Source organism: Micromonospora sp. NPDC005324 (genome assembly GCF_040607155.1).
Taxonomy (GTDB): Bacteria; Actinomycetota; Actinomycetes; order Mycobacteriales; family Micromonosporaceae; genus Micromonospora; species Micromonospora trifolii.
The window spans coordinates 69,967-94,200 of the sequence record NZ_JBEXGE010000018.1 but is presented as its reverse complement, the minus strand read 5'-3'; the positions used below and the strand labels follow the sequence as shown (position 1 = coordinate 94,200).

The 24,234-nt window shown below is 69.6% G+C and carries 20 protein-coding genes and 1 pseudogene; 8 read left to right on the top strand and 13 right to left on the bottom strand.

The genetic code is table 11. From position 1 onward, the window contains the following. Positions 1-373 precede the first annotated feature (373 nt). The 8 genes and pseudogenes from ABZS40_RS19825 to ABZS40_RS19790 form a co-directional block, all read right to left on the bottom strand. Positions 374-916 (bottom strand): hypothetical protein, encoded by a 543-nt coding sequence (locus ABZS40_RS19825; RefSeq protein WP_354944685.1) that lies wholly within the window; start codon positions 914-916, stop codon positions 374-376. A 31-nt stretch (positions 917-947) separates the two neighbouring features. Then, positions 948-1,964, bottom strand: coding sequence for a hypothetical protein (locus tag ABZS40_RS19820; RefSeq protein WP_354944684.1), 1,017 nt, complete (start codon positions 1,962-1,964; stop codon positions 948-950). Positions 1,965-2,972: 1,008 nt separating this feature from the next. Next, the gene (locus ABZS40_RS19815) at positions 2,973-3,620 is read right to left on the bottom strand and encodes a hypothetical protein (RefSeq protein WP_354944682.1); all 648 of its coding nucleotides are present in this window, start codon (positions 3,618-3,620) and stop codon (positions 2,973-2,975) included. An 88-nt stretch (positions 3,621-3,708) separates the two neighbouring features. Beyond that, positions 3,709-4,160, bottom strand: a pseudogene (locus ABZS40_RS19810) (XF1762 family protein). Then, positions 4,157-5,293: a site-specific DNA-methyltransferase gene (locus ABZS40_RS19805; RefSeq protein WP_354944681.1), complete on the bottom strand. Its 1,137-nt coding sequence runs from the start codon at positions 5,291-5,293 to the stop codon at positions 4,157-4,159. Before ABZS40_RS19805 ends, ABZS40_RS19810 begins: the two are co-directional and overlap by 4 nt. Then, entirely contained in the window at positions 5,290-6,171 is an 882-nt protein-coding gene (locus tag ABZS40_RS19800) for a hypothetical protein (RefSeq protein ID WP_354944679.1), read from the bottom strand. Before ABZS40_RS19800 ends, ABZS40_RS19805 begins: the two co-directional genes overlap by 4 nt. After that, the gene (dcm, locus tag ABZS40_RS19795) at positions 6,140-6,655 is read right to left on the bottom strand and encodes a DNA (cytosine-5-)-methyltransferase (RefSeq protein WP_354944764.1); all 516 of its coding nucleotides are present in this window, start codon (positions 6,653-6,655) and stop codon (positions 6,140-6,142) included. The genes ABZS40_RS19800 and dcm overlap by 32 nt, the downstream gene beginning before the upstream one ends. A gap of 28 nt (positions 6,656-6,683) precedes the next feature. Next, positions 6,684-7,265: a hypothetical protein gene (locus tag ABZS40_RS19790; protein WP_354944765.1), complete on the bottom strand. Its 582-nt coding sequence runs from the start codon at positions 7,263-7,265 to the stop codon at positions 6,684-6,686. A gap of 132 nt (positions 7,266-7,397) precedes the next feature. On the opposite strand from ABZS40_RS19790, the gene ABZS40_RS19785 reads away from it, so the two are divergent. Continuing rightward, entirely contained in the window at positions 7,398-8,096 is a 699-nt protein-coding gene (locus ABZS40_RS19785; RefSeq protein WP_354944678.1) for a TIGR02391 family protein, read from the top strand. Positions 8,097-8,131: 35 nt separating this feature from the next. Here ABZS40_RS19785 and ABZS40_RS19780 read toward each other — a convergent pair whose 3' ends face one another. From ABZS40_RS19780 to ABZS40_RS19765, 4 genes are read right to left on the bottom strand one after another with little or no spacing between them, the layout of a single operon-like run. Then, a complete protein-coding gene (locus tag ABZS40_RS19780) occupies positions 8,132-10,582 on the bottom strand; it encodes a tyrosine-type recombinase/integrase (RefSeq protein ID WP_354944676.1) in 2,451 nt (816 codons plus the stop codon). Further along, complete coding sequence (locus ABZS40_RS19775) at positions 10,575-12,152, bottom strand: tyrosine-type recombinase/integrase (RefSeq protein WP_354944675.1); 1,578 nt, start codon at positions 12,150-12,152, stop codon at positions 10,575-10,577. Before ABZS40_RS19775 ends, ABZS40_RS19780 begins: the two co-directional genes overlap by 8 nt. Next, positions 12,149-13,156 carry a DNA methyltransferase gene (locus tag ABZS40_RS19770; protein ID WP_354944674.1) on the bottom strand — a complete coding sequence of 336 codons (1,008 nt, stop codon included), beginning with the start codon at positions 13,154-13,156 and terminating at the stop codon, positions 12,149-12,151. Before ABZS40_RS19770 ends, ABZS40_RS19775 begins: the two co-directional genes overlap by 4 nt. Further along, positions 13,149-14,042: a hypothetical protein gene (locus ABZS40_RS19765; protein WP_354944672.1), complete on the bottom strand. Its 894-nt coding sequence runs from the start codon at positions 14,040-14,042 to the stop codon at positions 13,149-13,151. Before ABZS40_RS19765 ends, ABZS40_RS19770 begins: the two co-directional genes overlap by 8 nt. A 1,247-nt stretch (positions 14,043-15,289) precedes the next feature. On the opposite strand from ABZS40_RS19765, the gene ABZS40_RS19760 reads away from it, so the two are divergent. From ABZS40_RS19760 to ABZS40_RS19745, 4 genes are all read left to right on the top strand, one after another. Then, positions 15,290-16,159: a hypothetical protein gene (locus ABZS40_RS19760; RefSeq protein WP_354944671.1), complete on the top strand. Its 870-nt coding sequence runs from the start codon at positions 15,290-15,292 to the stop codon at positions 16,157-16,159. Positions 16,160-16,290: 131 nt separating this feature from the next. Continuing rightward, on the top strand, positions 16,291-16,428 hold the full coding sequence (locus ABZS40_RS19755) for a hypothetical protein (RefSeq protein ID WP_354944669.1): 138 nt from the start codon (positions 16,291-16,293) through the stop codon (positions 16,426-16,428). 647 nt (positions 16,429-17,075) lie between these two features. Then, the gene (locus tag ABZS40_RS19750; protein ID WP_354944668.1) at positions 17,076-17,459 is read left to right on the top strand and encodes a pilin; all 384 of its coding nucleotides are present in this window, start codon (positions 17,076-17,078) and stop codon (positions 17,457-17,459) included. 7 nt (positions 17,460-17,466) lie between these two features. Next, positions 17,467-18,384, top strand: coding sequence for a hypothetical protein (locus tag ABZS40_RS19745; protein WP_354944666.1), 918 nt, complete (start codon positions 17,467-17,469; stop codon positions 18,382-18,384). Here ABZS40_RS19745 and ABZS40_RS19740 read toward each other — a convergent pair. Continuing rightward, a complete protein-coding gene (locus ABZS40_RS19740) occupies positions 18,374-18,652 on the bottom strand; it encodes a hypothetical protein (protein ID WP_354944665.1) in 279 nt (92 codons plus the stop codon). The two genes, ABZS40_RS19745 and ABZS40_RS19740, sit on opposite strands and share 11 nt — an antisense overlap. Positions 18,653-18,833: 181 nt before the next feature. On the opposite strand from ABZS40_RS19740, the gene ABZS40_RS19735 reads away from it, so the two are divergent. The 3 genes from ABZS40_RS19735 to ABZS40_RS19725 are packed head-to-tail and all read left to right on the top strand — an operon-like array spanning position 18,834 to position 24,039. Further along, entirely contained in the window at positions 18,834-19,763 is a 930-nt protein-coding gene (locus tag ABZS40_RS19735; protein WP_354944763.1) for a PrgI family protein, read from the top strand. Continuing rightward, positions 19,760-21,553, top strand: a complete 1,794-nt coding sequence (locus ABZS40_RS19730) for a DUF87 domain-containing protein (protein WP_354944664.1) — start codon at positions 19,760-19,762, stop codon at positions 21,551-21,553. The genes ABZS40_RS19735 and ABZS40_RS19730 overlap by 4 nt, the downstream gene beginning before the upstream one ends. Further along, positions 21,550-24,039, top strand: coding sequence for a DUF87 domain-containing protein (locus tag ABZS40_RS19725; RefSeq protein ID WP_354944663.1), 2,490 nt, complete (start codon positions 21,550-21,552; stop codon positions 24,037-24,039). Before ABZS40_RS19730 ends, ABZS40_RS19725 begins: the two co-directional genes overlap by 4 nt. The last annotated feature ends 195 nt before the right edge of the window (positions 24,040-24,234 follow it).

Sequence of the window (24,234 nt, the reverse complement as noted above, 5' to 3'; positions counted from 1 at the left end):
CACGCAGCGTCGGACCGACCCCGGACCCGCTAAACTGTGTGTCTTGCCGGGCCAACAGTTCGTTGCTGGTCTCGCTGTAGCTGGCAGCACCGCGTTTGACGCGCACGTGGACCAGTGGCGAGGCGACACATCCTCCGTACACCGATCACGGGTGCGGGCTGCTGAGCCTTGTCCGATCGAACTGGTCGGAGTCCACCCGCGGGAGCGACGAGCGCGGCGGCGGCTTCCTGGATTCTGGCCATGAGTGATGACCTCCGGCCTCTAGCCCTGGACCGCGGGGGTCCAGCTCGGACCCGCCCCAAGGACGAGGCCCGCCCACCCGTCGCTCCGCCGTGCTGCCCCCGCCGCTACGAGGGGCGGGACGCACGGCTGTTCACGCACAACGCCTATGTTCGCCATCGATCGCCATCTCCCGAACCGGCTCACCAGCCGCGATCCTCTCGCAAAGCCGCAGCAAAGTAGGATGCTGACGCAGGCGCACATACCCCTGTGGCGGATGGAAGCGGCCGAGTTCGGCGCGCACTTCCGCCAGGGAGAGGCCCGGATACTCACGGATCCGCCGGACCGGAATGGCGAAAGCCTGGTCAAGATCTTTGACGTACTCGAGGACGGTTGAACCGTTGCCCTGGCGGACCCGATCAGCGATCTCGGCGATGCGCGCGGGAGAATCCACGATCGCTGGCGCAAGGTCGATGACAGGCCCTAACCGACTTGCGGGCGCGGTGAGGTAAACGAACCAACGTGTCGGTTGACCTTGGATGAACCTACGACGGAACTCGTGAACCTTCGCATGCCGCCAAAAGAGTGCATAGTAATCCGGATTTAGGGCCATCAGGACGGGCTCAGGGCCGGCTAAAGGGTCACCTTCCCCGAAGAGAGACTCCTGCACCGAGGCGGCACGCCACGCGTTGGACATCAGGCATAGCCTTCCGAGGACATGGCGAGCTCTAGGCTGGTCCAGCCGCCTGGATGCGGGCGGCGAACGGACGGATCCCGGGCAGCATTCCCCCTCGGTCGGCGGCAAGGAGGTCAGCGGTCAGATGCTGTACCCAAGGCCGATACCGCACCTCTTGGGGTGCCGTCGCCTCGGCCTCCTGCAACGCCACCCACGCCTCCGAGGCCCGGCCGCGACCCATCCATGCCAGCGCGACGTCTTCCCAGTAGCGGGCCCGACGCTCCGCAGTCGAGAACAATTCGATCCGAACTCGGCGAGCATGATCGACGGCCGCGCCGAAGTCGCCGAGCGCCCGTGCGATTCCCGACCGGTACAGCTCAAGATCGTTCGACCCGAATCCGGACGCCGTGCCGGAAGCCAACGCATCTCCTGCCTCCGCAGCCAGTGTCCACGCATCGTCGCGTCGGTCTGCGCGAGCAGCGGTGTAGGCGGCCGTCGCCAGCATCGACGCGTACAGGGACACATCCTTGCCGGCTTTCAAACGGGTGTGCTCCTGGAGGCGAGCCGCAGCCTGAATGACCATTCGCTGCGCCTCATCGTGGCGGCCTGATCGGCGCAACACCACGGCGGCCGTCCGGTATGTCTCCGCGAGTACGTGGAGGTCGTCGCACGCCCGCGCCGCCTGCACCGCCTGGTCCGCCATCGACCACGCCACGCCAGGATCGTGCAACTTCACGCTGAGGCGCGTCGCCAGGCCATAAACCTCAGCGAGCACTGTCTGCACTGAACCCGCCCGGTCGGTCGGTGCCGCGTCACGGGCCGCCTCGGCGGCGCGCAGCAGCTCCGGCAGTTGTCGAGCGAGTTGGCGATAGCGGACCGCGTGGAAGTTGGCTGACGCTTGCGACGTCGCCGTTCGCAGGGCGTCGATGGTGACGGGTGCCGCGCCTGGGGCGGCGGGCTCAAACAGCAGCCGGTCATGACCAACTACGGCTGCCGATCCGATTGCCGGCGCTTGCGCGCCCAGCACGACACCGGCGAGCGTTCCAGTCACCAAGGTCCGTCGCCGCATGCCGCTGTCCTCTCCCTCTCACCGCTCAGGGCTAGCAGCCGCTCCGCGCGGGGGCGACCGCCTCGTCTAACGCGCCCAGCAGACACGGCGCTGGCCTCAGCTGCGCGTTCTCTAGGCGGGCTGGGGTAAGCCGTGCCGCAGTACACGGACTCCGCTAGCCGCCACAGCCCTACCCTCTCACCTCGCGAAGCCTTCGGACCTCAGGCCCGGGGGTGTCGCCAGGTGTTGCCTCGGAATTGGCGGCAGGCCACTAGACGTTCGCGTCGTGCCACGGGCCCGTCCCCAAGTCGACAGCCTCACAGCGGCCAGGGCGTGCACCAGTTGGCCATCGCGAGCGCTCCACCATCGGCTGGCGTATGGCCTTGGCTTCGATCCTCCTTCAAGGCCCAGCCGTAGTTTCCAGCCCGAGATCAGCGGCACGCCGGTCAACCGGCTGCGGTACAAGCCATGTAACGGCTTCCTCTGTCGGGTGCGGTTGGCGAGCCGCGATGTTCGCCGCGACGGTGGTCATGGTGCGAGGAGGGTGGCTGCTTCGCGGAGGTGCCGGCGTACGGCCGTGATGCAAACGGGGTCGGTGGCCGGGTCGTTGATCCAGCTCACCGATTGGTCCAGGAACCAGGTGACGGCTCAGATTCGGTACCAGCCCCCGGGCCCACTGTTCTGCGGGTAGTCCGCCGCGCCGCGCGAGGACTGCTGGGGTCCACTGGCGGCCGTGGGTACGCCTTGAGGAGTTTACGGAGCCGGGCGGTTTCGGGGTCGCCGATGGTGCCGTGTCAAGAAGCCAGGTCGAGTAGTCCGGGCCCGTTGAATGCTCGGGCGAAGCCGAGCAGTCGCCAGCCGTTGTCGCCGATGTGGGGTGATGTCGGGTGGAATTCGGAGTGACAGAACCTGAACGGGCCCAGCTGCGCGCCGGGTCGACTCGTCCGGCAGCTAGTCCGTGGTTTAGATGGGGCTGTGTGAGCGGTGCCGACCGGCGCGGAGCCTCGTCGGCGGTGACGAGTTCGCTTGTCACGGCCGGGGTTCGTTACGCCGGGTGCGGCTGCCGCGCCTGCTGGCGCGGTCGGCCGGGTCGTCCTCGTGGTCGTAGCCCGGCTCTTCGTCGCCGTGGTCCCCGTCTGCTTCGACCCGTTTGAGTCCGCTGGGGATCGCGACGCAGGAGGTGGGAGTGCGGTCGTCCTCGCTGTCGCTGTCGCCGAAGATGGTGTCGTCGGGCATGTCGTGGTCGGGATGGTCGGGGTCGAGCGGGCCCTGTTCGTCGGAACCTGCGTCCGTGTCCTGCCATGGGACGGGCGTGTCCAGTAGTCGGAGGCCGTAATCCCGCAGCTTTCTGAGCCGGGCGGTGAGCACCTTGGTGGGGTATCTGACCAGGTGGCGGCTGCCAACGGTGACCTGGGCGTTGGCCGCCACCACGCGTAGACGGCGTTCTGTGTGCGGGTCGGCGGGTCCTGGCGGCCAGAGGGTGTGTCCGCCGGGGCAGCCGTCGAAGCGGATGTTGCCGCCGAGGGCTTCTTCCAGGAGGTTTTCGAAGACACCGATGTCGGTTTCGTCGTCTTCGTGGATGAGGCGGGCGGCGACGGGCACCCGGAAGCTGAGTGGCCTGCTGCGGGGTGCGGTAGTTGTGCGGGCGGCTAGGGAGTGTGCGGGTCGGGGATGCATGGTGTGCTCCGTGGGTCGTAGAGCGGGCAGGGGTGGGCGTCCGCGCATCGCGGGACGTCCACCCCTGCCCGAGGCGGTGTGCGGGGGGCTAGGGGGTGGGCTGCCAGCGCAGGCGGGCGACGTGGTCGACGCCGTGGTCGGCGCGGGGCCGCGCGGGGCGCGACCAGCCGGGGGTCGGCGGGCGTGTCGCGACGATGTGCCAGCCGGCGGCGCGCAGGCTCGCACCGGATTCGTCGTGCTGGGTGTAGGTGAGCAGGCGGCGGTAGCCGAGTGCCTTGGCTGCCCGCCACGCGGCGGCGTAGAGCATGCTGCAGCGTTGGGGGTGGCATCGGCGACGGCGACGCGGGTGACTTCGAGGGTGTGCCCGTCGTCGAGCATCCGGGCGACGGGCCGGCCCACCACCGCCACCCCGACGAGCACCTCGTGCTCGGCGATGCCGAGGGAGAACTTGTGTCCCTGGGGTGGGCGGTGGTGGCGGTGCCAGTCGCCGATGAAGTCCGCCGCTTGGGTGAAGGTGACTGGCACGAGCCGAAGGCTCATCCGGAGCCCCCGGGTAGGTGGGGGCGTAGCCGGGTGATCGCCTCGTCGTGGAACCGGGCGGCTATGTCGACGCCGATGTAGCGCCTGCCGAGTCGTGTGGCGGCCAGGCCGGTGGTGCCGGCACCAGAGAAGGGGTCCAGCACCACGCCACCGGGTGGACAGCCGGCGGCGATGGCCCGCAGGGGAAGGTCGATGGGGAACGGGGCGACGTGGGAGCCGCGGTAGGGGCGGGTGGCGATGCGCCACACGTCCCCCGGGTTGCGGCCTCGCGGGTGGGCGGCGGTGTGGGCGTGCCCGAGCGGCTTGAGGTTGCCCGCGCCCGCGCGGGGTTCGGTTGCGGTGTCGGTGGTGTATTTGCCGCCGTAGGCGGTGGCACCACGCCGGCGGGCGGTGGGGCCGATGCCGCCGGTGGCGCCCTTTCGGGCGCCGCCGATGATCCGCGTGCCGTCGGCCGCTTCTGGCCGGGCCAACGGCACGCGGATCGGGTCTAGGTCGAAGTAGTAGTTCTGTGATGTGGTGAGCAGGAACAGCAGTTCGTAGGTGGTGGACAGCCGGTCGGCGACCGACTCTGGCATGGGGTTGGTCTTGGACCAGATCACGGCGTTGCGGAGCCACCAGCCCGAGGTTTGCAGGGCGAAGGCGACCCGCCAGGGCACCCCGATGAGGTTCTTCGCTGGCAGCATTGAGGCGGTGTTAGTGGCCGGTGTGGCGCCGCTGGTGGGTTGGGCGCGTCGGCCTGGCGCGCTGTAGCTGTCTCCCAGGTTGAGCCAGCAGGTGCCGGTAGGGGACAGCACGCGGCGGACTTCGTCGAACACGCCGACCAGCCGGTCGACGTATTGCTCGATGGTGGACTCCAGGCCGTACTGCGGGTCGATCCACACCGCTGGGCAGCGAACACACCTCGCGCCGTTAAGACGCCGTTGCCGCCCAGGGTGGGGACAGTCGAAGTCGCCGCCGCTCCAGCGACCGGTGCCGTAGTCGCGCAGTGACCAGAAGGGTGGGGAGGTAACGACCGCGTCGGGCATGGCCGCGAGGACCCGCCGCGCGTCGCCGAGGTAGAGGGTGACCGGCCCGGACCGGTGGTACTCGTATCCGGCCAGGCCGTCCGGCCGCTGGTCGCGGTGGCCGTTCATGACGGCACCTGCCAGCGGTGGGGGCACAGCAGCAGCCGCAGCGCGGCTGCCGCTTGTTGGGGGACGACACCGTTGCCGAGGACCCGCAGCGCGAGGGTGCGCGGCAGCCCTAGCTGCGGGTCGGTGACCCAGAGCGCGGGCAAACCCATGAGCCATTCGACGAACGACGGGGCGAGCACGGGTTTTCCGTGCTGCCCGGACTGGGTGGGCTCTGGTGCGGGGCGGCCGAGCAGCAGTTCCCACCGGGCTACGGCGGCGGCGTAGACGCCCCACTTCTGCTCGTCGAGGTGTCCGAGCCCGGCGACGGTGGTGCGTAGGTCCGCGCCGCCGTCGCCGTGGCGTCCGGGGCCGCGTCCGTCGGACGCGCGGGGGGTAGGCAGGGTGCGGGCGGGTACCCGCACCGCCGCGGATGGAAGGGTGAGGTCGCCGTGGGAGCCGCGCTGGCCGGGGCAGCCTTTCGACCCGTCAGTGGCCCTCGGGGTGGGTAGCAGCACCTGGGACAGCGGAGGTCGGAAGCCCGCTCCGGCCTTGCGGCCGGGGGTGCCGGTGTCGCTGGCTCGTGGGGTGGGCAGCAGCCGGGTGGCGTCGGTCAGCGTCCGCCCCTGGTGGTGGGTGAGGGTAGCGCGTCGGGCGGTGGCGTTGGCCGAGGAGCGGCTGTCGGCCACCGTTGGGGTGGGCAGGAACTGTCCGGTGATGCCGGCCAGGCTTGGTCGGCGGGCGGCGCCTGCGGATGGGGATTTGTTCGACCCGTATGCCACTGCGGTGGGGGTGGGCAGGAGCCCGTGGGTGGAGCCGGACGGTTCGATCAGGTCGGGCAGCCCGTACTGGTGGCCGGGGCCTTTGCCGTCACGGGCGCATGGTGTCGGCAGCGTCCGCACCCCCTGCGAGTAGTTGCTCTGCGGGTACGGCGAGCAGGAACAGTCGGTCGCGGCGGTGGGCGGCGCCGATGTCGGATGCGCGTAGGCACGTCCAGCTCGTGTCGTACCCGATCTCGGCCAGGTCGGCTTCGACGACGTCGAAGCCGCGGCGGAGAAGCGCGGCGACGTTTTCCACGAAGAGGAGCGGCGGTCGAAGCGCGCGAACGGCGTCGGCGACAGCGCTCCACAGGCTGGAGTGCGCTCCGGTGATGCCGGCGCGTTTGCCGGCGTTGGATATGTCCTGGCAGGGGAATCCGGCGGTGAGGATGTCGACGCGGGGAACTGAGTCCCAGTCGATGCTGCGGATGTCGCCGAGGTTGGGCACGTCAGGCCAGTGGTGGGCGCAGACGGTGCTGGCGTGTCGGTCGGTCTCGGCGTACCAGGCGAGCTGGCCGCCGAGCACCAGCTCGACGGCCATGTCGAGGCCGCCGTAGCCGGTGCACAGGGACCCGATCCGGGGCGGAGGGTGCTGCTCAATGGCGCACCTCCCGTCCCGGCGCCGCAGCGTCGATCGCCGCCGCGTCCGCCGGGTCGTGCGGGCAGGTCCACGGCCCGCACCCTGGTGCGTCCGCCTCGGCCTGCTCTTGAGGTCGCAGAGTGACTTGGGCGAGGGGAATGCGCTGGCGGTGGAGGAAGAACTGCCCCCGCAGCGGCTGCCCGGCGGCGTTGGCCCGCGCGGACCCGTGGCGGATCGCGGCGTCGAACGCGACGGCGTCTGCCCACCCGCCCGGGTCGTCGCGGCGCAGCCGCGCCCACTCGGAGTCGGTGCGGAACGGACAGCCGACGCACGCGCTGCGCGGGGTGCCCGCCAGCCCGTGTTCGGTGAGGTAGGCCAGGCAGTCCTCCCGCCGCCAACCGAGGTCGAGTAGCGGGAAGACGTTGCGCATGTAGGCAACGTCGGCGTCGCGGGCACGCCCGATCTCGTCAAGGCTGATTCCGATCGCCATCTCGGCTACCAGACCAGCCGGGACCCGGGCGGGGTGCGGGTAGCCGAGTCGGCGCCGCACCTCCGCCTTGATGGGTTTGATCTTGTATTCGGAGGTGCTTATCTGCACTTCACTTGATCGGGTGACATAGGCCTGGTGGGGGCATGCTTCCGGCTGTAGCTGGCTCGACGCCGCAAGGGAAGCCGTTGGCCAGGGCGCCTCGGCGAACACGACAATGTCGATGTGACTAATGGACTGAATATGACCGAGGACGAGATCGTCGCTTTGCCGTTGGACGAGCTGGCGCTGCTTGTGTTGGGTGATGCCGACAGAACCGGCGCGTGGAATTGGCGTAGCTGGCTGCTCGAAGCTAGGCAGGCAGGGGTGAAGCGGTCGGATGCCGCGCTTGCGTTGAGCGAGGCGTGGAACTGGTTGGAGAGCCACGGCTTGATCGCCTGGGATCTGGGCTCGGACACCGACAAATCCTTCGCGATCAGCCGCAAGGGGCGACAACTGCTGCAGGATGGCCTGCGGTGGCTGCGAGCGGTGGAGCGGCTGGATGTTGAGTTGGTTCCGGCTCTTGAGCGCGTTGCGCGACCCCAGTTCCTCCGAGGCGACTTCGAGCTGGCGGCGTTTGCCGCGATGAAGGAAGTCGAGGTTCAGGTGCGGGCTAAGGCTGGGCTTGGCACTGGGCCTGACGAGGTTGGCGTCAAGCTGATGACGAAGGCGTTCCGGCAGGGCGGCCCGCTGTTCCGTGGGGAGTTGGAAGGCGGCGAGTCGATCGCGCAGATGAACCTGTTCCAGGGTGCGATCGGGTTGTTCAAGAACCCGTCGAGCCATCGGCGGGTGGACTTCACCGATGCGACTGAGGCCGCGGAAATCGTGCTGCTGGCTGACCTGCTGCTGCGGCTGCTCGACAAGATCGAGGACGCGCAGCAGACGGCAGGGCCGGCCGTGTAGGGGCTGAAGGGTGGTGGGTGAGGGGCGGCGACGTATCAAGCGTTGTCCCCCCTCGGTTGTGGCAGCCCGAGCTGGACGAGTGGGCGGCGGGTGAGGCGTTGGGCTTCTTCGCGCTTGGTGCGCAGGAAGTTGAGGGTCAAGTCGATTCCTTCGATTTCGCCGAGCCAGTTTTCGTTCTCGGCGTGCTGGCGGCGGGTGGTTAGGTCGTGTTCGAGTTCGCCGAGGCGGTCGATCATTTTGGGGTTGACGTGCAGCATCGGGCAGCGAATACAGGCGTGTTCGTGCTGGCAGGGCGTGCCGTAGGGGCGGGCGCAGGAGCCGAGTTCGACCTTGCGTTTGTCGAAGTGCTCCTCGAACTCGGCCCACTCCTGCGGAGTGACGGAGGCGTACTCGTCCTGAGGCCGGATTTGCCGGCGTTGCTGTAGGTGGGCTTGGTAGTGGCGGACCACGTCCTCGTCGAAGACGGCGACGTAGCCGCGGGTGGTCTGGACGTTGAGGTGGCCGAGCAGGGCCGCGCCGATGTGGATCGGCAGACCGCTGTTGACCAGTTCGGTGGCGAAGATCCGCCGGAAGTCGTGCGGGGTGAACCGCAGGCCACGGAACGTGGGGTTGTATTCGGCGACGGCGGCGCAGATGCGGCGTATCCAGGTCAGAACGGTGCCGCTGCCGATGACGGCCCGGGTGGATCCGCCGAGCCTCTGGAACAGGAACGGCAGAGGAACGCTCCAGACCTTGTCGTGCGGGTCGAAGCGGCGAACCAGCGGGATCGTCTTCCCGTCGCGGGCGTGCCGACGGACGATCGTGGCGATGATGTGGAACAACTCGGCCGACATCGGGATCACGCGTTCGCGGTCGGTCTTCGACGGCGCGATGACGAGCAGTGCGATGACCTCGCCGTTGGCGCGCTGGTATTGCCGGATGCTGAGCTGCGTCAGCTCGCACAGCTCTTCGATCCGCACGCCGGAGTGGCGCAGCGTTTCGACGCAGGCCCAGGCCCAGAAGGCCGATTCCTCCTCGGCGGAGGCGTGGATCGTCGTGCCGGAGGTTTCGTCGATGACTCGGATGACGATCTCGTGGCCGGCTCGGAGGCGTTTGATGTCGTGCTCGCTGTGGTGGCGCCGGTAGCTGCGCCCGTCGAGAACGAAGGTTTCGCCGACCCGCAATGGCGCGGCCAGTTCCAGCAGGCGGCGGTGGTGTTCGTAGCGCTCTTCGACGTGTGCGACGAGCGTGGGCAGTAGGGGTTGGCGAACGCGGGTGCGGTCGGCGGATCGCTCGTTGATGCGCCGGCGCCGCTTGCCGAGACCGCGAAGCTCGCTCGGCGGGACGGGGCAGGGCGCTACCCAGATCGCCCAGCGTTCGGGTTCCTCGGCGGCCCAGGTGTGCAGGTCCAGGTAGAAGCTGCGGACGCCGATGATGATCTGGTCGACGGTGGCCCTGGCTTTCCCGTCGTCGCGGACGGCGAGGTGCTCGCGCCAGGTGGTGTAGAGGTCCGGGGCGATGTGCAGGTCTACTTGTTCGGGGTTGAGGCGTTCGATCTTCTCCCAGAAGTGGTGCGCGAGGTGGAGGATGAGGTTGACCAGGCTGGCGTAGTCGGTGTCGGCGCGCCGGCGGGTGAAGTAGTCGATGAGCAGTTGCCGGACGGCCTGGTTGCGGATCGGGTATCGATCGATGATCTCGGGGATGGTTTGCTGGCCGCGGTGCATCGCTTCGCGCATCGTCTGCGGGGTCGCGGCCGGGAAGTGACCCATACGGTGCAGCACGTTCCAGGCGCCGCGGCCGGCGAATCGGTTCGCAGCCTTGTTCCCGGGCCGCATGGACGCCAATACGGCCCGGTTGGCGTGCGCGAAGTGCAGCAGAGCTGGCGGCGTGACGTCGGCCAGGCTGACTCCCTGAACGGTGAGCAGGCAGCATAGGTCGGAGATCGCGTCGCGGCGGTGACTCCAGGAAACGTCGTGTGCCTTGATCGCCGTGATGGCCTTGTCCAGCAGCGGGTCGCTCTGCGCGTCGACGAACGGGGCGTTGTATTCGCCGAACGCCTGACGGCGGAAGGCCAGCAGCGACGGCTGGATCACACGCAGGCAGAACAACGTGCGAACGCCCGTTGGCAGGCTGTGCCCGGTGGTGCGTCTGGACCCCAGCACGGCGGCGCTGAACTCGCCTTGCCCGAGCGGACTCGCGTCCCATCGCTGCTGCCAGTCCCTGCCGTCGAACCCTGCCAGGTAGTCCAGCACGGCGTGCGTAGCCGAGCGGCGCTGAAGCACCGTGACGCGGCTGCCGCCGCCGAACTCGGCGACCAGTTCGGCGATGTCGGCAGCCCTTGCGGCACTCAGATCGCCGAACGGTCGCGGCGGGACTGCCGCGACGGCCGGAGCCGATGCCATGGCGCCGGAGACGAAGCGGCTGGGAAAGCCGAGCTCGTCGAGCACCGGCCCGTGGCGGTGCCGGCGGCTGTGCCCGGTGGTCATGCTGGTCTGGGACTTAGGCACCGAACACCGCCGCGATGTCAGCCGCGTCGTAGCCGGCCGGGTAGGCCTTCTCCCGGCGCGGCTGGGCATAGTGCTCTGCCAGCCGGTCGAACAGCTCTTCGACGCGGACGGCAAGGTAGCGGCTGGTGGTCTGGATGTCGGCGTGACGCATGATCGCCTGCACCTCGGGCAGGGTCAGCTTGTTGCCGTTGGCCATCCTGACGGCTGCCGTGTGGCGGAGATCGTGGAGGCTCCAGTTGGTGCCGAGCCGCTGGTTGACGCGCTGCATCATGCGGCGCAACGCGAAGTACGTCAGCGGTCGACGCCGTCCACGTCGGGTCCGCCAGACCGGCTCTCCAGCACTGGGTGTTCCGTCCTGATCGAGGTAGCGGGCCAGGAACACGAACGCCTTCGGTGACGCAGGAACCATCTGTCGTGCGCGGGTTCCCTTCGAGATGACCCAGATCCGCTGGCCTGCCCAGTCGACGTCCTCTGGGCAGACGCCCAGCAGCTCGGCCGCTCGTGCCCCGCTGGAGACGAACATCTCGACCATCGCTCGATCCCGATCGCAGCCCAGCGCATCGAACAGTTCGTCCCACAGCGGGTCCGGGATCGAGCGCGGCGTGAGATCAACTACGCGTTGCCGAAGCCGGGCACGGCGCATAACCGGGGCCGCTTCTAGCGGGCTTCGATGGGCCAGCGCCCGGCGCCGTTGCGCCGAGACCGGCACCGGGTTGACGACGGGGCCATGGCCGAGGTGAGCGTGGTACTCGTAGAAGCTGCTGACCACCGAGAGCGCGTGGTTGATCGTCCTCGGTGCGTACCCCTGCCCCAGGCTGGGCTTACCCGTCCGGGGATTCACCGACCCCGGCACAGCCGCCGTCGCCGAACGACGCCGACGTTGCGGATTCTCGGCCGTGCGTAGCCACCCGACGAGCACGGCGACGTCCGCCTCGGTGGCCTTCTCCCATCCGACGCCGAGCTGCCACAGCAGGCGGAACCAGCGCAACATCCCGAACGCGTAGCTGCGGCCCGTCAACGGGCTGCAGTCGCCGACCGTCAAGTCCCGCAAAAAGACGGTCACGGGCTTGACCTCGACGCAGTCGCTGTCGACGACCACGACCGGTGGATGAATCAGGCCGCTGGGCACGACGGCGCCGACGCGAGACACGTCGGCACCGCCTTCCATAAGAAGAGAACGAAGGTCCACACCAAACTCCTTGATCACGGTGACTTGTGTCGTGATCAACGAGAGGTAGGTGGTGCAGATAACCCACCATTGCCGACGTGCCATCCCCCTCTCGCCTGCGGGCCCGAGTGTGAACAGAGGCATAGAGGCGAATCGGTGAGTGGGGTCGAGGGCGTCGTGTCGGATGTTTCCCGCCGACACCCGCACGATCGGGATCCCCGCTGCGGCGGCGAGCCGCTGCAGTCTGCGCAGGTGGGCGTAGACCGGGGCGGGCTCCCAGCCGGTGTCGGCGAAGACCGCCGCACCGAAGCGGGGAATCTCCCCGCGCACCGCGAGCAGCAGAAGTGTGGAGCTCTGGACCCCGGCGCCGAGGCTCAGGTACCTGTGGGTGGGTGTGCTCACGCGACCACCGGGCCCTCGGGGGTGTTCAGGATTTCTGAACCCAGGTGGTCCACTGCGGGCGGGCGGCGGAAGATCAGCACGTCCTCGTGGGTGATCAGATGCAGCGGCGTGCCGCCCGAGCGGGCCTTGCGCACGGCTTGGAGTTGGAAGAACGACGGGCGCGCGACGAGCTGGTCGTCGCGGACCGCGGCGAGCAGCGCCACGCACCTCTCGGTGGGCACAAGACCGGCGCGGGTGCCGGCGGCGATGACCACGCTGGGTAGGTCGATCAGCTGCCCGTGCTTGCGCCACGGCCGGGCGGTGACCACGACGGTGCCGCCGGGTCGCAGCAAACTCGCGCAGCCACGCAGGATCTGCTCGAACCCATTGGCGAGTCCGGTGAGGTCGCGGTAGGCGAGGTTTCCCCGGTCGGTGCCGTCGTTGTAGGCGTTGTCGAATTTCGCCACCCCGTCGGTGCCGGGCCGGACCAGGCCGTGCACGGTCGGCCCGTACGGAGGTGAGGTGACGACCAGGGCGACCTGTCCGGCCAGAGCCGCGGGTAGCAGCGCGGAGATGCGGGTGGCGTCCCCGCGGACCACGGATGCCCGGCCGCTGGCACCCTGGGTGTGCGCGTGGGTGATGTTGGAGTCGGCGGTGTTCGACCACCGCGGCTCGTACTCCACTCCGATCGCGTCGCGGCCGGCGTGAATGGCCTCGACGAGGGTGGTGCCGATTCCACACATCGGGTCGAGGACGAGGTCGCCGGGCTGGGTGTAGGCGTGCACGGCGTGTGCGGCGATCGCTGGAAGCATCCGGGCGGGGTGCTTGACCGACTCCGGCACGTACCGGCCGCGCCGCTGCACCGGACCTGTCTTTTGCGCGGTCGCCCACACCGACAGGCCCTCAGGCTCGACGGCGTGGCGGCCGGCGTTGTCGAGGTGCCGCCCTTCGTAGGCGGGGTGCTGGCCTCGGTAGCCTGCGGCCGGTTCGTCGGCCCCGGCGGGGTTCGTCGGTTGCTCAGCCACGCGACTCACCCCCGTTGCGGTGTCCGTCGCGCGGCGCGCCGACGGGGGAGAAGACGAGCAGGTCCGAGTGGACGTGTAGGTGCGTCACCGTCCACTGCGGGTCGCTCTGGTGGGTCAGGGTGAGCAGTTCCTCGTCGGTGACGTGGTAGACGAAGGCGTCGCCGTCGGTGTCGGCGCTGACGGCGACGATGTGCTGCAGGTAGCCCATTCCCACCTGCGCGGCCGCGGTGGCTACCGGGGTGAAGTCCTCCGGCCGGCTGCCGAAGGCGGCGGCGGGGACGGTGACGACCAGGACGAGGCAGCCGCCGGGGCGCAGCAGCCGCGCGCACGCGGTCAGCAGCCACGCCAGCCGGATGCGGTTGGTGGCATCCGCAGGATCCAGCGGCCAGCAGGCCACGACCAGGCTCGTCGCGGCTGCGAGGGACCCGTGCCCGGGCTCGGTGGTGGCAGCCTCCGTGGGCAGGTCTGGGTCGGTGAGATCGTCGCCGAACCACGCCTGCATGTGCGGCACGTCGCCGCCGTCCTCTGCGAACGCGGCGGGGTCGGGGTGTGCCGGTGGGGTGGCCGGTCCGATGATCAGGCTGGACGCGTCGGTGAACCAGCCGGGGTGGTGCCGCCGGCTACCCGCCGCGCTGACGGCGCGCAGGGCGTGATCGGCGGTAAGGTCGACAACAGTCTCGCCGGGGCGGGTGTAAGCGGCGACGAGCCGGTAGGCCAGGCGGGCGCCGATGCTGCGCCCGGCGTCGGCCGGGCTGTGGGCGGTGCGCCACACGGTGACCGGCACCGGCGGATCACCGGGGACCAGGTCGATCAGGGTCGGGTCGACCGCAGGCGGGTCGATCGGGTGGACAGGGTCGTTGTGGTGCTGCGGCGTGTGCTCGCTCATGTGGATGTCGGCTCCGCGCCGCGCTGCAGTGCGCTGACACACTCAAATCGGCTCTTGTCAGCTCTAGCGAACGCCCCCCCGGTCTGACAGCACTCTGACAGCGATCGATGCTGAGCTGACACCCCTCCGTCTTCCCTCAGCTGAACTGCTCTTTCTCACTGTGTCTGCTCCGACTGGGTCTGCTCAATCAAGGTGCTCTGGGACAGCCTGTGAGCGGTGGCCATCAGGCGGTCTCTGGCAGGGCCATGGCTTGGTTGTCAGGTTCGTGGCGCTGCTTCGGGTGCCGCTGTCGACGTCGTCGGCATGACCGTCAGGTGCGCCGGAGCGGCTGGCGCGGTGTGGCGGGAACCCTTCTAGGACGTGGCGCCCCACGCGGGCGTTGTTCGTGGTGAGGGCGATCCCTGCTGGACTTCGATCCGGTGGTGGTGGGGGTCGCCTGCGCCGTTCTGGCCGGCTGGCCGAACGTGGGTGAGGTGGGCCGGCATCTGCCGGACCGGCTCGGCAGACTCGAGTGGGCGGGCAGAAGCAAGCACGATGTTCAGCCAGGTCGACTGAGACAGCCATGCCGGACCGGCCTCACTCAGAGTGATCCATCCCAGCTCACCGCCACTGCCGCGGATCTTTTCCTGCGACGGGACAGCAAAGGCATGTCCGCAGTCGAGCGCGACGACAAGCAGGGTCCTGTCAGGCCACCGGAGCGATGACAACGTGTTCGCCGTCGGCGCAGTCAGAGTGCCGGCGTGTAGCAGCGATGCGGACCCACATGCACGCGGGCGCCTGCCGGTGCCGCCGCAGCGCACTCCTGCGCCGGCCTCTGTCTGTCACGGTCGTCGCGCCGTGTCGGATGACGCCGACGAGCTGCGTACCGCGCGCCTGTCAGAGCCCGCCGATGTGACAGGAACCCGGCGTCCGGCGCGCTGTGAGTCTGACAGTCGTATTTGTCAGGTCGCCCCGACCGTGCTCTGAAGGCGCGCATCGGTCGGGTGTCGCGCCCAGCGCCCGTTGGCAGCTGGGCGGCATGGCGGCGGCGAATGTCCAGGTCAGGCGGGCTTTGTCAGATCCCCGCAGCCAGGTGGGATCGTCGTTGTCAGCTCGTGTCAGACACCCGCTCGTATCGGCGCAGGCTGTGCTGAGCTGCGTTGTCAGAGGTCTGTGAGGTCGTCGTGGCGCAATCACTGTCACCGCATCCGCGGGATGACACGCGCCGACGTGTCATCGGCTTCCTTCGTTGACATGGAGTTGTGGAGATGGCTTCGTCTGACACTGCTTGGCCTGACTCGCCGCTGGACGCCGTCGACGCGGCCTTCGTGGCGCTGACACGGGATCCCGATCCGATGACATTCGATCTCGACAGGTGTGGCGACGGCACCGGGCTGCCGCGGGGGGACATAACTCTGTCGGCGCTGCGCGACTGGTTGCTGGCGCATCCGCACGCCTACAAGGCCCGCGCCGCTGTCTGGCGGGAACTTATCCTGCGGGCGCGCATGGACGGCCCAGCGTGGGTGGTGGCGGCGGCGGGAATGGCCCTGCCGGCCTTACGCCGCTGCGCTGGGCAGCTGCGCGTCGGCTGGTCCGGCGACGCCTATGACATCGACGCGGAGATCCTCACCGGCTTCCTGGAGGCGTTACGCGACCGGGTGGACCTGTCCCAGCCGGCACCGTATGCGTCGTTGTGCATGGCCGGCTGGAGGGCCGGGTTTGAGCTGCGCCAGAGCGTCGGTGCGGCGGTGCCTGTCGACGACGTGGAACGGGTGGTGGGACCTCGCACCCCGAGCGTTCCCTACGGCCATCCCGACCTGCTGGTGCAGCGGGCGGTCCAGCTGGGTCTGCTGGATGCCAACGAGGAGCAGCCCTACATCGACCTGAGGCTGGGCCGTAGGGCGATCGAGCCGATCGCCGCGGCCCTGGGTATCACCGTCGACGCTCTGCGCATGCGGTTGCGGCGCATCGATGAGCGCATCGCCCGGGCGCTGGCGAACGGGCTGCTCACCGGTGTGGCATCCCCGCAGGCCGCCGCGGAACTGGCTGCGGACGCCTCACACCGGGAGCGAACCCGGATCGCGGTCGCCACCAGCACCGATCCGGCACCCCTGGCGGCGGCAGGTCTGGTCGCCTAAGCAACAGGATTCGTGCGGGCCCGGCCTCCTGGTCGGGCCCGCACCCGTTTGTGACCATGCTGGTGCGGCACGTCCAACGGCCATTCAAGTCGAGAGAACTACCTCCGCCGGCACCGACGCCATCGTGGGCCGTGAGCTACACCGGTCGTTGCAAGCCGCAGCCCACAGAACTGGGCGTCTCGACCGTGCGGCTCACCGGCGCCGATGCCGATGATCAGGTTTCAGATGACCTGATCCACGTCGGCGTTGCGGGTTGGTTTTTCTGTTGACCTGCTCCTGGCAACGCGTGCATCGCCTTTACGACCCGCGTGTCGATCGGCTGGACCGCGACGGCCCGTGCAGCAGCCGCTGTTTGACCAGCAGCAGTCCTCAGGAACCTGACAACGAGCCTCAGCCCTGTGAGAAAGCACCGGGGGCCAACCGCTGACAGGCAGCCGGATCACTTCCACCGCCAAACCCTCCAGTCGCATCACCTGAACTAAGAAAAGAGCAGGTCAACTGGCAAAGGACCTCCTGTCGCAGGCCGTGTCAGTTGACGGTGCCGGAAGCGGGTCAGCGTCTGTCAGGTCGGTGTCAGACCGGGGGGGCGTTCGCCAGAGCTGACATGAGCTGTTTTGAGGGTGCGGAAGTTCCCCAGCGGTCGTCCACCGGCTGCGCGAGGGAGCTTCCGTTCGCCGCCGAAGGGGCCGAAATCGTAACCGCCCCACGCACCAGACGTCCCCGGGTGCCGCGCAGTTTGGTGCGCTGACACCTCATCGAACACCACTACCCGACAAGGGGAGGACGTGCTCCTCCCGGAGACGGCCTGTGTTCGTGGCGCTGTGCGCCCCCGCGCCCCTTCGGCGGCGGTCCACCCCACTGACCGCCGACAACCGCCCCGCCGTCGCTCGACGCGGGGCCGGAGGTGAACCCGCTCATGTCCCACATCCCGGCACGTCTTCGTGCCCTCACCCACTCCCGCGCAGCCCGCGTAACCGGCCGCGCCGCCGGCGTCGCCGGCGAGGTGCTGCTGGTGTTGTCCGTGCCGGCCGCCGCGTACGCCGACAGCGGCGTGCCGATGCTGGCGGTGAACTCCCTGCCGATCGTCATCTTCAACATTCAGACCTGGGTGATGGGGATCCTCTTCGCGATCGCGACCCTGTTCCTCATCCTGTCGGGCGTCTTCTGGGCAACCGCCGGCGGTGACACCGCCCAGGTGGAGAGAGCGAAGAGCACCTTCAAGAACGCGCTGATCGGCTACGCCCTCGCCGTGCTGGCACCGATTCTGCTGGAAATCGCCAAGGGCATCGTCGGGGGCTGATGCGGCTATGGGCTACGTGCTGAACGAAATCCTCGACTGGCTGGCCGCGGCGATCCTCGCCACGCTGGACGCGCTGATCGGGGTGATCAGCAGCGCGCTGCTGATCACCCCGGACGTCACCGCCCTGCCTCAGGTGCAGGCCCTGACTGGCCGTTCGGTCCTCGTCGTCGACACCGTCTTCGTCCTCGCCTTTGTTGCCGCCGGGGTGCTCACCATGACCGCCGGCGGCAGCGAAACCTCCCGCTACACGATCAAGGACCTCGCGCCGAGGTTGATCGTGGGGTTCGTCGCCGCTCATTTCTCCCAACTGTGGTGCGGCATGCTCATCGGACTCGCCAACGCTTTGACAGGTGCCCTCACCACCGGCGACGGGGACAGCGACGGCGCGCTGCGGGCGATCAAGACCCACATCAGCGCGGGTCAGGACAAGACCGCGGTGCTGCTGTTCGTGATCTGCGTGGCCATCATCGCGGTCCTGCTCGCGTCCACCGCGTTCAGCGTGATCGTGCGTTTCGCGACCGTGCTCGTCCTGACCGCGTTCGCGCCTCTCGCGCTGGCCTGTCACGCCCTACCGATAACCGACGCGATCGCCCGGATGTGGTGGAAGGCCTACGCCGGAACGCTCGCGGTGCCGATCGTGCAGGGCTTCACCCTGTACGCCGGGCAGTGGATGCTCACCGACCCCGACAACCTGCTGCCCGTCCTGGGTCTGCCGGTGGACCCGGGCGGGGTGATCAACCTGTTCGTGGTGATGGTCATGCTGTGGACCACCCTGCGGGTGCCCGCCATGATGACCCGCCTCGTGTCCACCGGCAACGGCCGCGGCGCGAACATGATCGGCGCGGCCGTGCGGGTGATCATCGTGCAGCAGGCCACCCGTGCGATTCCCGGCCTCGGTCGCGGACTGCGGGCAGTCAGCCGATGAGCGCCCACGACAGCTCACTACCGAGTCGGGGCGGGCGCGGAGGTTGATGGTCGTTTGAGGCGGCCTCGCGATCGGACCTGTTGGCCTCTTCGGGTTGATCGGGTCGTTCCGGCAACGTGTGCACACCGTCGGTGCCGACCATCAACGTGTCGCTGAGCCGGGCCAGGTCCCGCAGCCGCCCCAACTCTCCAACCGAGACACCTTCGCGCCGGTTGCCGCGCAGACGCGGGACCAGACCAGAAGCCCGGCGACGTGCGTCGCGACGCATGCCGAACCGGCCGAATCCTCGCGGACCGGTGCTGAATTGCCAGCTTCCGGGATGCGACGCGGCCCGCTCATCCGGGGCCGTGCCCGACACCGCCAGCCCTGCACCCGCCGAAGGGTGGAAAGGATGCGTAAGCACAGTGAATCCAACGAAGAACTCCGAAACAGAGCCCTATAGAACTCGTATCCCCGCCGACGTCGACGCCCCCGACACGGTCGCCTACGGGCTGACGTTCCGGCAACTGGCGATCCTCTCCGTCGCCGCCCTGGCCTTCTACGGAGCGTGGCGGGCTCTGCACCAGGTGGTGCCGGTGCCCGTGCTCATCGGCGCCGCCGTGGTGGTGGGCGGTCTTGCCTTCGGCATCGCCGTCGGCCGCCGCGACGGGCTGCCGCTGGATGTGTGGCTGCTCGCCGCCGCGCGCCACGCGCGGGCGCCTCGCGCACTGACGACCACGGACACCACGTCAACGACGCCGGATTGGGTGCAGGCACCGAAAAGCGCGGTGATGCTGCCAGCGCCACTGCGGCTGCCCGCCGACGCGATCGACGACAGCGGCGAGATCTCCCTTGGGAGCGGGCGGGCGGCGATGGTCGCCGCGTCGAACGTCAACCTGGCGCTGCGCACCGCTGATGAGCAGGCCGCGCTGATCGACACGTTCGGCCGCTGGCTCAACAGCCTGTCCACCCCGACGCAGATCGTGGTATCCGCGCAGCCAGTGGACCTGCACGGCGCCGCCCGCACCCTCGCCAACGCCGGAGAGCACCTCGCCCACCCGGCGCTGGCCGCCGCGGCAACCGACCACGCGCGGTTCCTGGACGACTTGGCCGAGCGTCGGGATCCGCTGCGCCGGCAGGTCCTCATCGTCACCCGCACCAGCGACGGGGAACGAGGCGAGCACGCCACGAGGCGGCGCGCCGACGACACCGTTCGCGCGCTGTCCGGCCTCGGCGTCACCACCCGCGCCCTGGACGGGGCGGCGGTCACCTCGGCGATCGCCGCCGCCGCCGATCCCTACCGACCGCACCGGCCCGGTGGTCTCGCCGCACCGGACGCCGTCGTCACCTCAATCCCGCCGCGACCAGGGCATCGACCCGCAAGGAGACCACAGCCATGAAACTTCGCTCTCGTACCCCGCTCGACGCGCACCAGGACCGGCAGCCTCACCGGCTGGCCGCGACCGTCGCCCCCGCCTCGGTGGAGGTGACCCCGCGCATGCTGCGCGTCGGTGACGGCTACGCCGCCACCCTGGTAGTGACCGGCTACCCGGCCGAGGTCGGCCCGGCCTGGCTGGAGCCTCTGCTGTCCTGGCCAGGTCGTCTCGACCTCGCCCTGCACATCGACCCGCTGCCCGCCCCGATCGCCGCCACACGGCTGCGCAACCAACGGGCCCGCTACGAATCATCGCGGCGGGCCGACGCCGAGCGCGGCAAGCTCGCCGACCCAATGGTGGACGCGGCGGCAGAGGACGCCGCAGACCTGGCCAACCGGCTCGCCCGCGGCGCGGCGAAACTGTTCCGCGTCGGGCTGTACCTGACCGTGCACGCCCGCACCGAAGACGAACTCCTGCAAGCCTGCTCGCAAGTCAAAGCCGCCGCCGCGTCGACGCTGATCGAAGTGCAGCCAGCGACGTGGCGGCACCTGGCCGGGTGGACCACCACCCTGCCGCTGGCCACCGACAGCCTGCAGATGCGCCGCACCATGGACACCGCAGCCCTCGCCGCCGCGTTCCCCCTCGCCTCAGCGGACCTACCGGCCCCACTGCCGGGCGATCCACCCGCCGAGGGCGGGGTGCTCTACGGGGTCAACCCCGACTCGCAGGGCATCGTGTGGTGGGACCGCTGGGCGCAGGAGAATCACAACTCCGTGGTCCTGGCCCGCTCCGGCGCCGGAAAATCCTACTTCGTCAAGCTGGAAATCCTGCGCAACCTTTACCAGCAGGTCCAGGTCGCTGTCATCGACCCCGAAGACGAGTACCTGAGGCTCGCCGACGCTGTCGGCGGGACCGTGGTGCGCCTCGGCGTGGCCGGGGTGAAGGTCAACCCCTTGGACCTGCCCGCTGGTGACCGGCGACCCGATGTCCTGACCCGCCGAGGTTTGTTCCTGCATACCCTCATCGCGGTGCTGCTCGGCCAGCAGCCACCTCCGGCCGAACGGGCGGCGCTGGACCGGGCGATCCTCGCGGTCTACCGCGAGGCCGGGATCACCGCCGACCCGGCCACGCATCACCGGACCGCGCCGCTGCTGCGCGACCTCGAAGCCCGCCTGCGCGCCGACGAGGACGCGGCTGCGCGGCAGCTCGCCGCGCGCCTCGCCCCGTGGGTAAACGGCTCGTTCTCGCACCTGTTCGACGGCCACACCACCACCCGACCCGACGGGCACCTGGTGGTGTGGTCGCTGCGGCACCTGCCCGACGAACTGCGCACCGTCGGCACCCTCCTCGCGCTCGACGCGATCTGGCGGCAGGTCGACGCCCCCAGTCGGTCAGCGCCACGGCGGCTCGTGGTGGTGGACGAGGCGTGGCTGCTGATGCGCGACGGCGAGGGCGCCCGGTTCCTGTTCCGCATGTCCAAGGCCGCCCGCAAACGCCACGCCGGCCTGGCCGTGATCACCCAGGACGTCGCGGACGTTCTCGGCACCGACCTCGGCCAAGCCGTCGTCGCCAACGCCGCCACCCAAGTACTGCTCAAACAGGCCCCGCAGTCCATCGACGCCGTCGGCGACGCGTTCGGCCTCACCGCCGGTGAGCGGCGGCTGCTGCTCGCCGCCCGGGTCGGCACCGGCCTGCTGATCTCCGGGACCAACCGGACCAGTTTCGACGCCGTCGCCTCCGACGCCGAGCACCACCTCTGCACGACACGCCCGAGCGACCTGGCCGACCTCGACGACGAAGGACACGACCTATGACACCGCCCCCCACCACCTCGCCCCCGACCTTGCCCGAGACCGACGTGCCCACCGCAGCGACCGGACCCGCGCGGTGGGTGCTCGACGCCGCCGCCTGGGCCGTTCAACGGCCCTGGTTGCTCGCCGTCGCCGCGACCATCCTGATCATCTACGTCGCTGGCCGCAACCTCCTCGCCTTGCGGCGGCACCGCCGGCACGCCGACGGCGCCCGGCTGATCACGATCGCTCCGCCGCCCGAGGTCGACCCGCACAGCGCGGCGGCGTTGTGGGCCAACCTCGCTGGAACCCTCACCACGTCTCGCCGCCGCCGGCTGCTCTACGGCAGCCCACACGTGGCCTGGCAATACGTCTGGACTGGCCGGCGGCTGCTGATCAGCGTGTGGGTGCCCGGCACCGTCCCACCCGGCGCCGTCGAAGCCGCCGTGCGTGCCGCCTGGCCCGGCGCCGCCTGCACCACCGACGACACCCCCGGACCTCCGATCCCCGCCGACACGACGGCGGTGGGCGGACACCTGCTGCCCACCGCCGCGGAATGGCTGCCCCTGGCAACCGACCACGACAACGACCCGCTGCGCGCCCTCATGTCCGCCGGATCCGGACTGCGCGCCGACGAGCACGCCTGCGTGCAGATCCTCGCCCGCCCCGCCACCGCCCGCCGCGCGCTGCGCGCCCGACGCGCCGCGACCCGACTACGCGACGGCAAGACCGCCGTGCCAGCCATCAACCCGGCCGCGCCGCTGCTGTGGCTCATCGACGCGTTCCTACCCGGCCGCACCGCCACCCCCGGGCAACCGGCGCGGACAGGCCGACGCGATCCCGGGCTGGAGCGCGACGTGCGGGCCATCCTCGACAAGACCTCCCACCCCCTTTGGGAGACCGCGGTGCGTTATGGCGTCGGCAAGGACAGCCGACGCGCCGGCACCGACCAACGCCCCCGGCTGAGGGGCATCGCCGACACCATCGCCTCGGCCTTCGCGGTTTACTCCGGCCGCAACCGCCTCGCCCACCGCACCCGCATGCCGCACCCGGCCGCCGTGCTCGCCCAACGGCGCCTCGGCGTCGGGTTCCTCACCTGCACCCCGGAACTGGCCGCCCTCGCCGCACTGCCTCACGACCTGGCCGTTCCCGGCCTAGACCGCGCCCGCGCGAAGTCCATGCCCAGCCCCGTCGCCGTGCCCACCGGCGGGCGCGGCACGAAGGTGATCGGCGACGCGCAGGTTGGCGGCCACGGCATCGCCCTGTCGGTGCCCGACGCCCGGTACCACCTACACGTCGTCGGATCTACCGGCTCAGGAAAGACAACCCTGCTCGTCAACATGGCCGTCGACGACATCAAAGCCGGCCGCGGCACCGTCGTCATCGACCCGCACGGCGACCTCGTCCTGGACATCCTCGACCGGCTTCCCGCGTCGGTCGCGGACCGGGTGGTGCTGTTCGACCCCGACCAACCCAACCCGCCGACGATCAACCCACTGTCCGGCGACGACCCCGACCTCGTCGTGGACAACCTCGTGTCGATCTTCGGCAACATCTTCGCCAAAGCGTGGGGACCCCGCATGGACGACGTCATGCGCGTCGCCTGCCTGACCCTGCTGCGCCACGCCAACGTCACCCTGCAACACATCCCGCCGCTGCTCAACTCGGCGCAGTTCCGCTCGGCGATGACCGTCGACCTCGACGACCCGGCCGGCCTGTCCGGTTTCTGGCAGTGGTACGACGAACTTAACCCCGCCCTGCGCTCCCAGGTCATCGGACCCGTCCTCGCCCGACTGCGGGCGTTCCTGCTCCGCGACTTCGTCAAACGCACCATGCGCCACCCCCAGTCGAGCTTCGACATGGGCAAAGTCCTCGACGGCGGCGCGCTGCTCGTGCGCATCCCCAAGGGCCAGCTCGGGGAGGACACCAGCAAACTGCTGGGCTCACTGATCCTGGCCCAGGTGTGGCAGGCCGCCACCGCCCGCGCCCGCGTCGCCCCCGAAAAGCGCCGTGACGCCACGCTGATCATCGACGAGGCGCAGAACTTCCTCACCCTCGCCAACTCGCTGGACACGATGCTCGCCGAAGCCCGCAAGTACCGGCTGTCCATGGTCCTGGCCCATCAGGACCTCGCCCAATTCCCGAAGGACCTCCTCGCGGCGGTCTCCGCCAACGCCCGAAACAAGATCTACTTCTCGTGTGCGCCGGAAGACGCCCGCGTGTTGGCCCGCCACACACTGCCGGAACTCGACGAGCACGACCTGACCCACCTCGACGCCTACACCGCCGCGACGCGCCTGGTCGTCGACGGCCGGCAGACACCAGCGTTCACCCTCAAAACCCGCCCGCCTCAGCCCGTCGTCGGCGAGGCCACCACGATCCGCCAAGAAGCCGCAGGGACCTCAGACCCGCAGGACAGCAGCGCCATCGACGCGCTGGTCGATCGCCTCTCCAAACCCGCAGGCGACAAATCCGCCAGTAATGGCAGGGGCGGCAGAGGTAAACGCTGACCTGCCTCGCCGACGCTGAACCGGCACGTCAGCGAGTCTTGCCCATCTGTCACGGCCATCGGTGCTGGGCTTCACCGCCCCTTCACCGGGTCCTTCGCCGGCCGTTCACCACCGAAGCGCGCACCGCAGCTGACAGATCCTCCGAATACGTCTGTCAGTGCCGCACAGCGCCCTGACGGCTCGTCGACTCAGTCA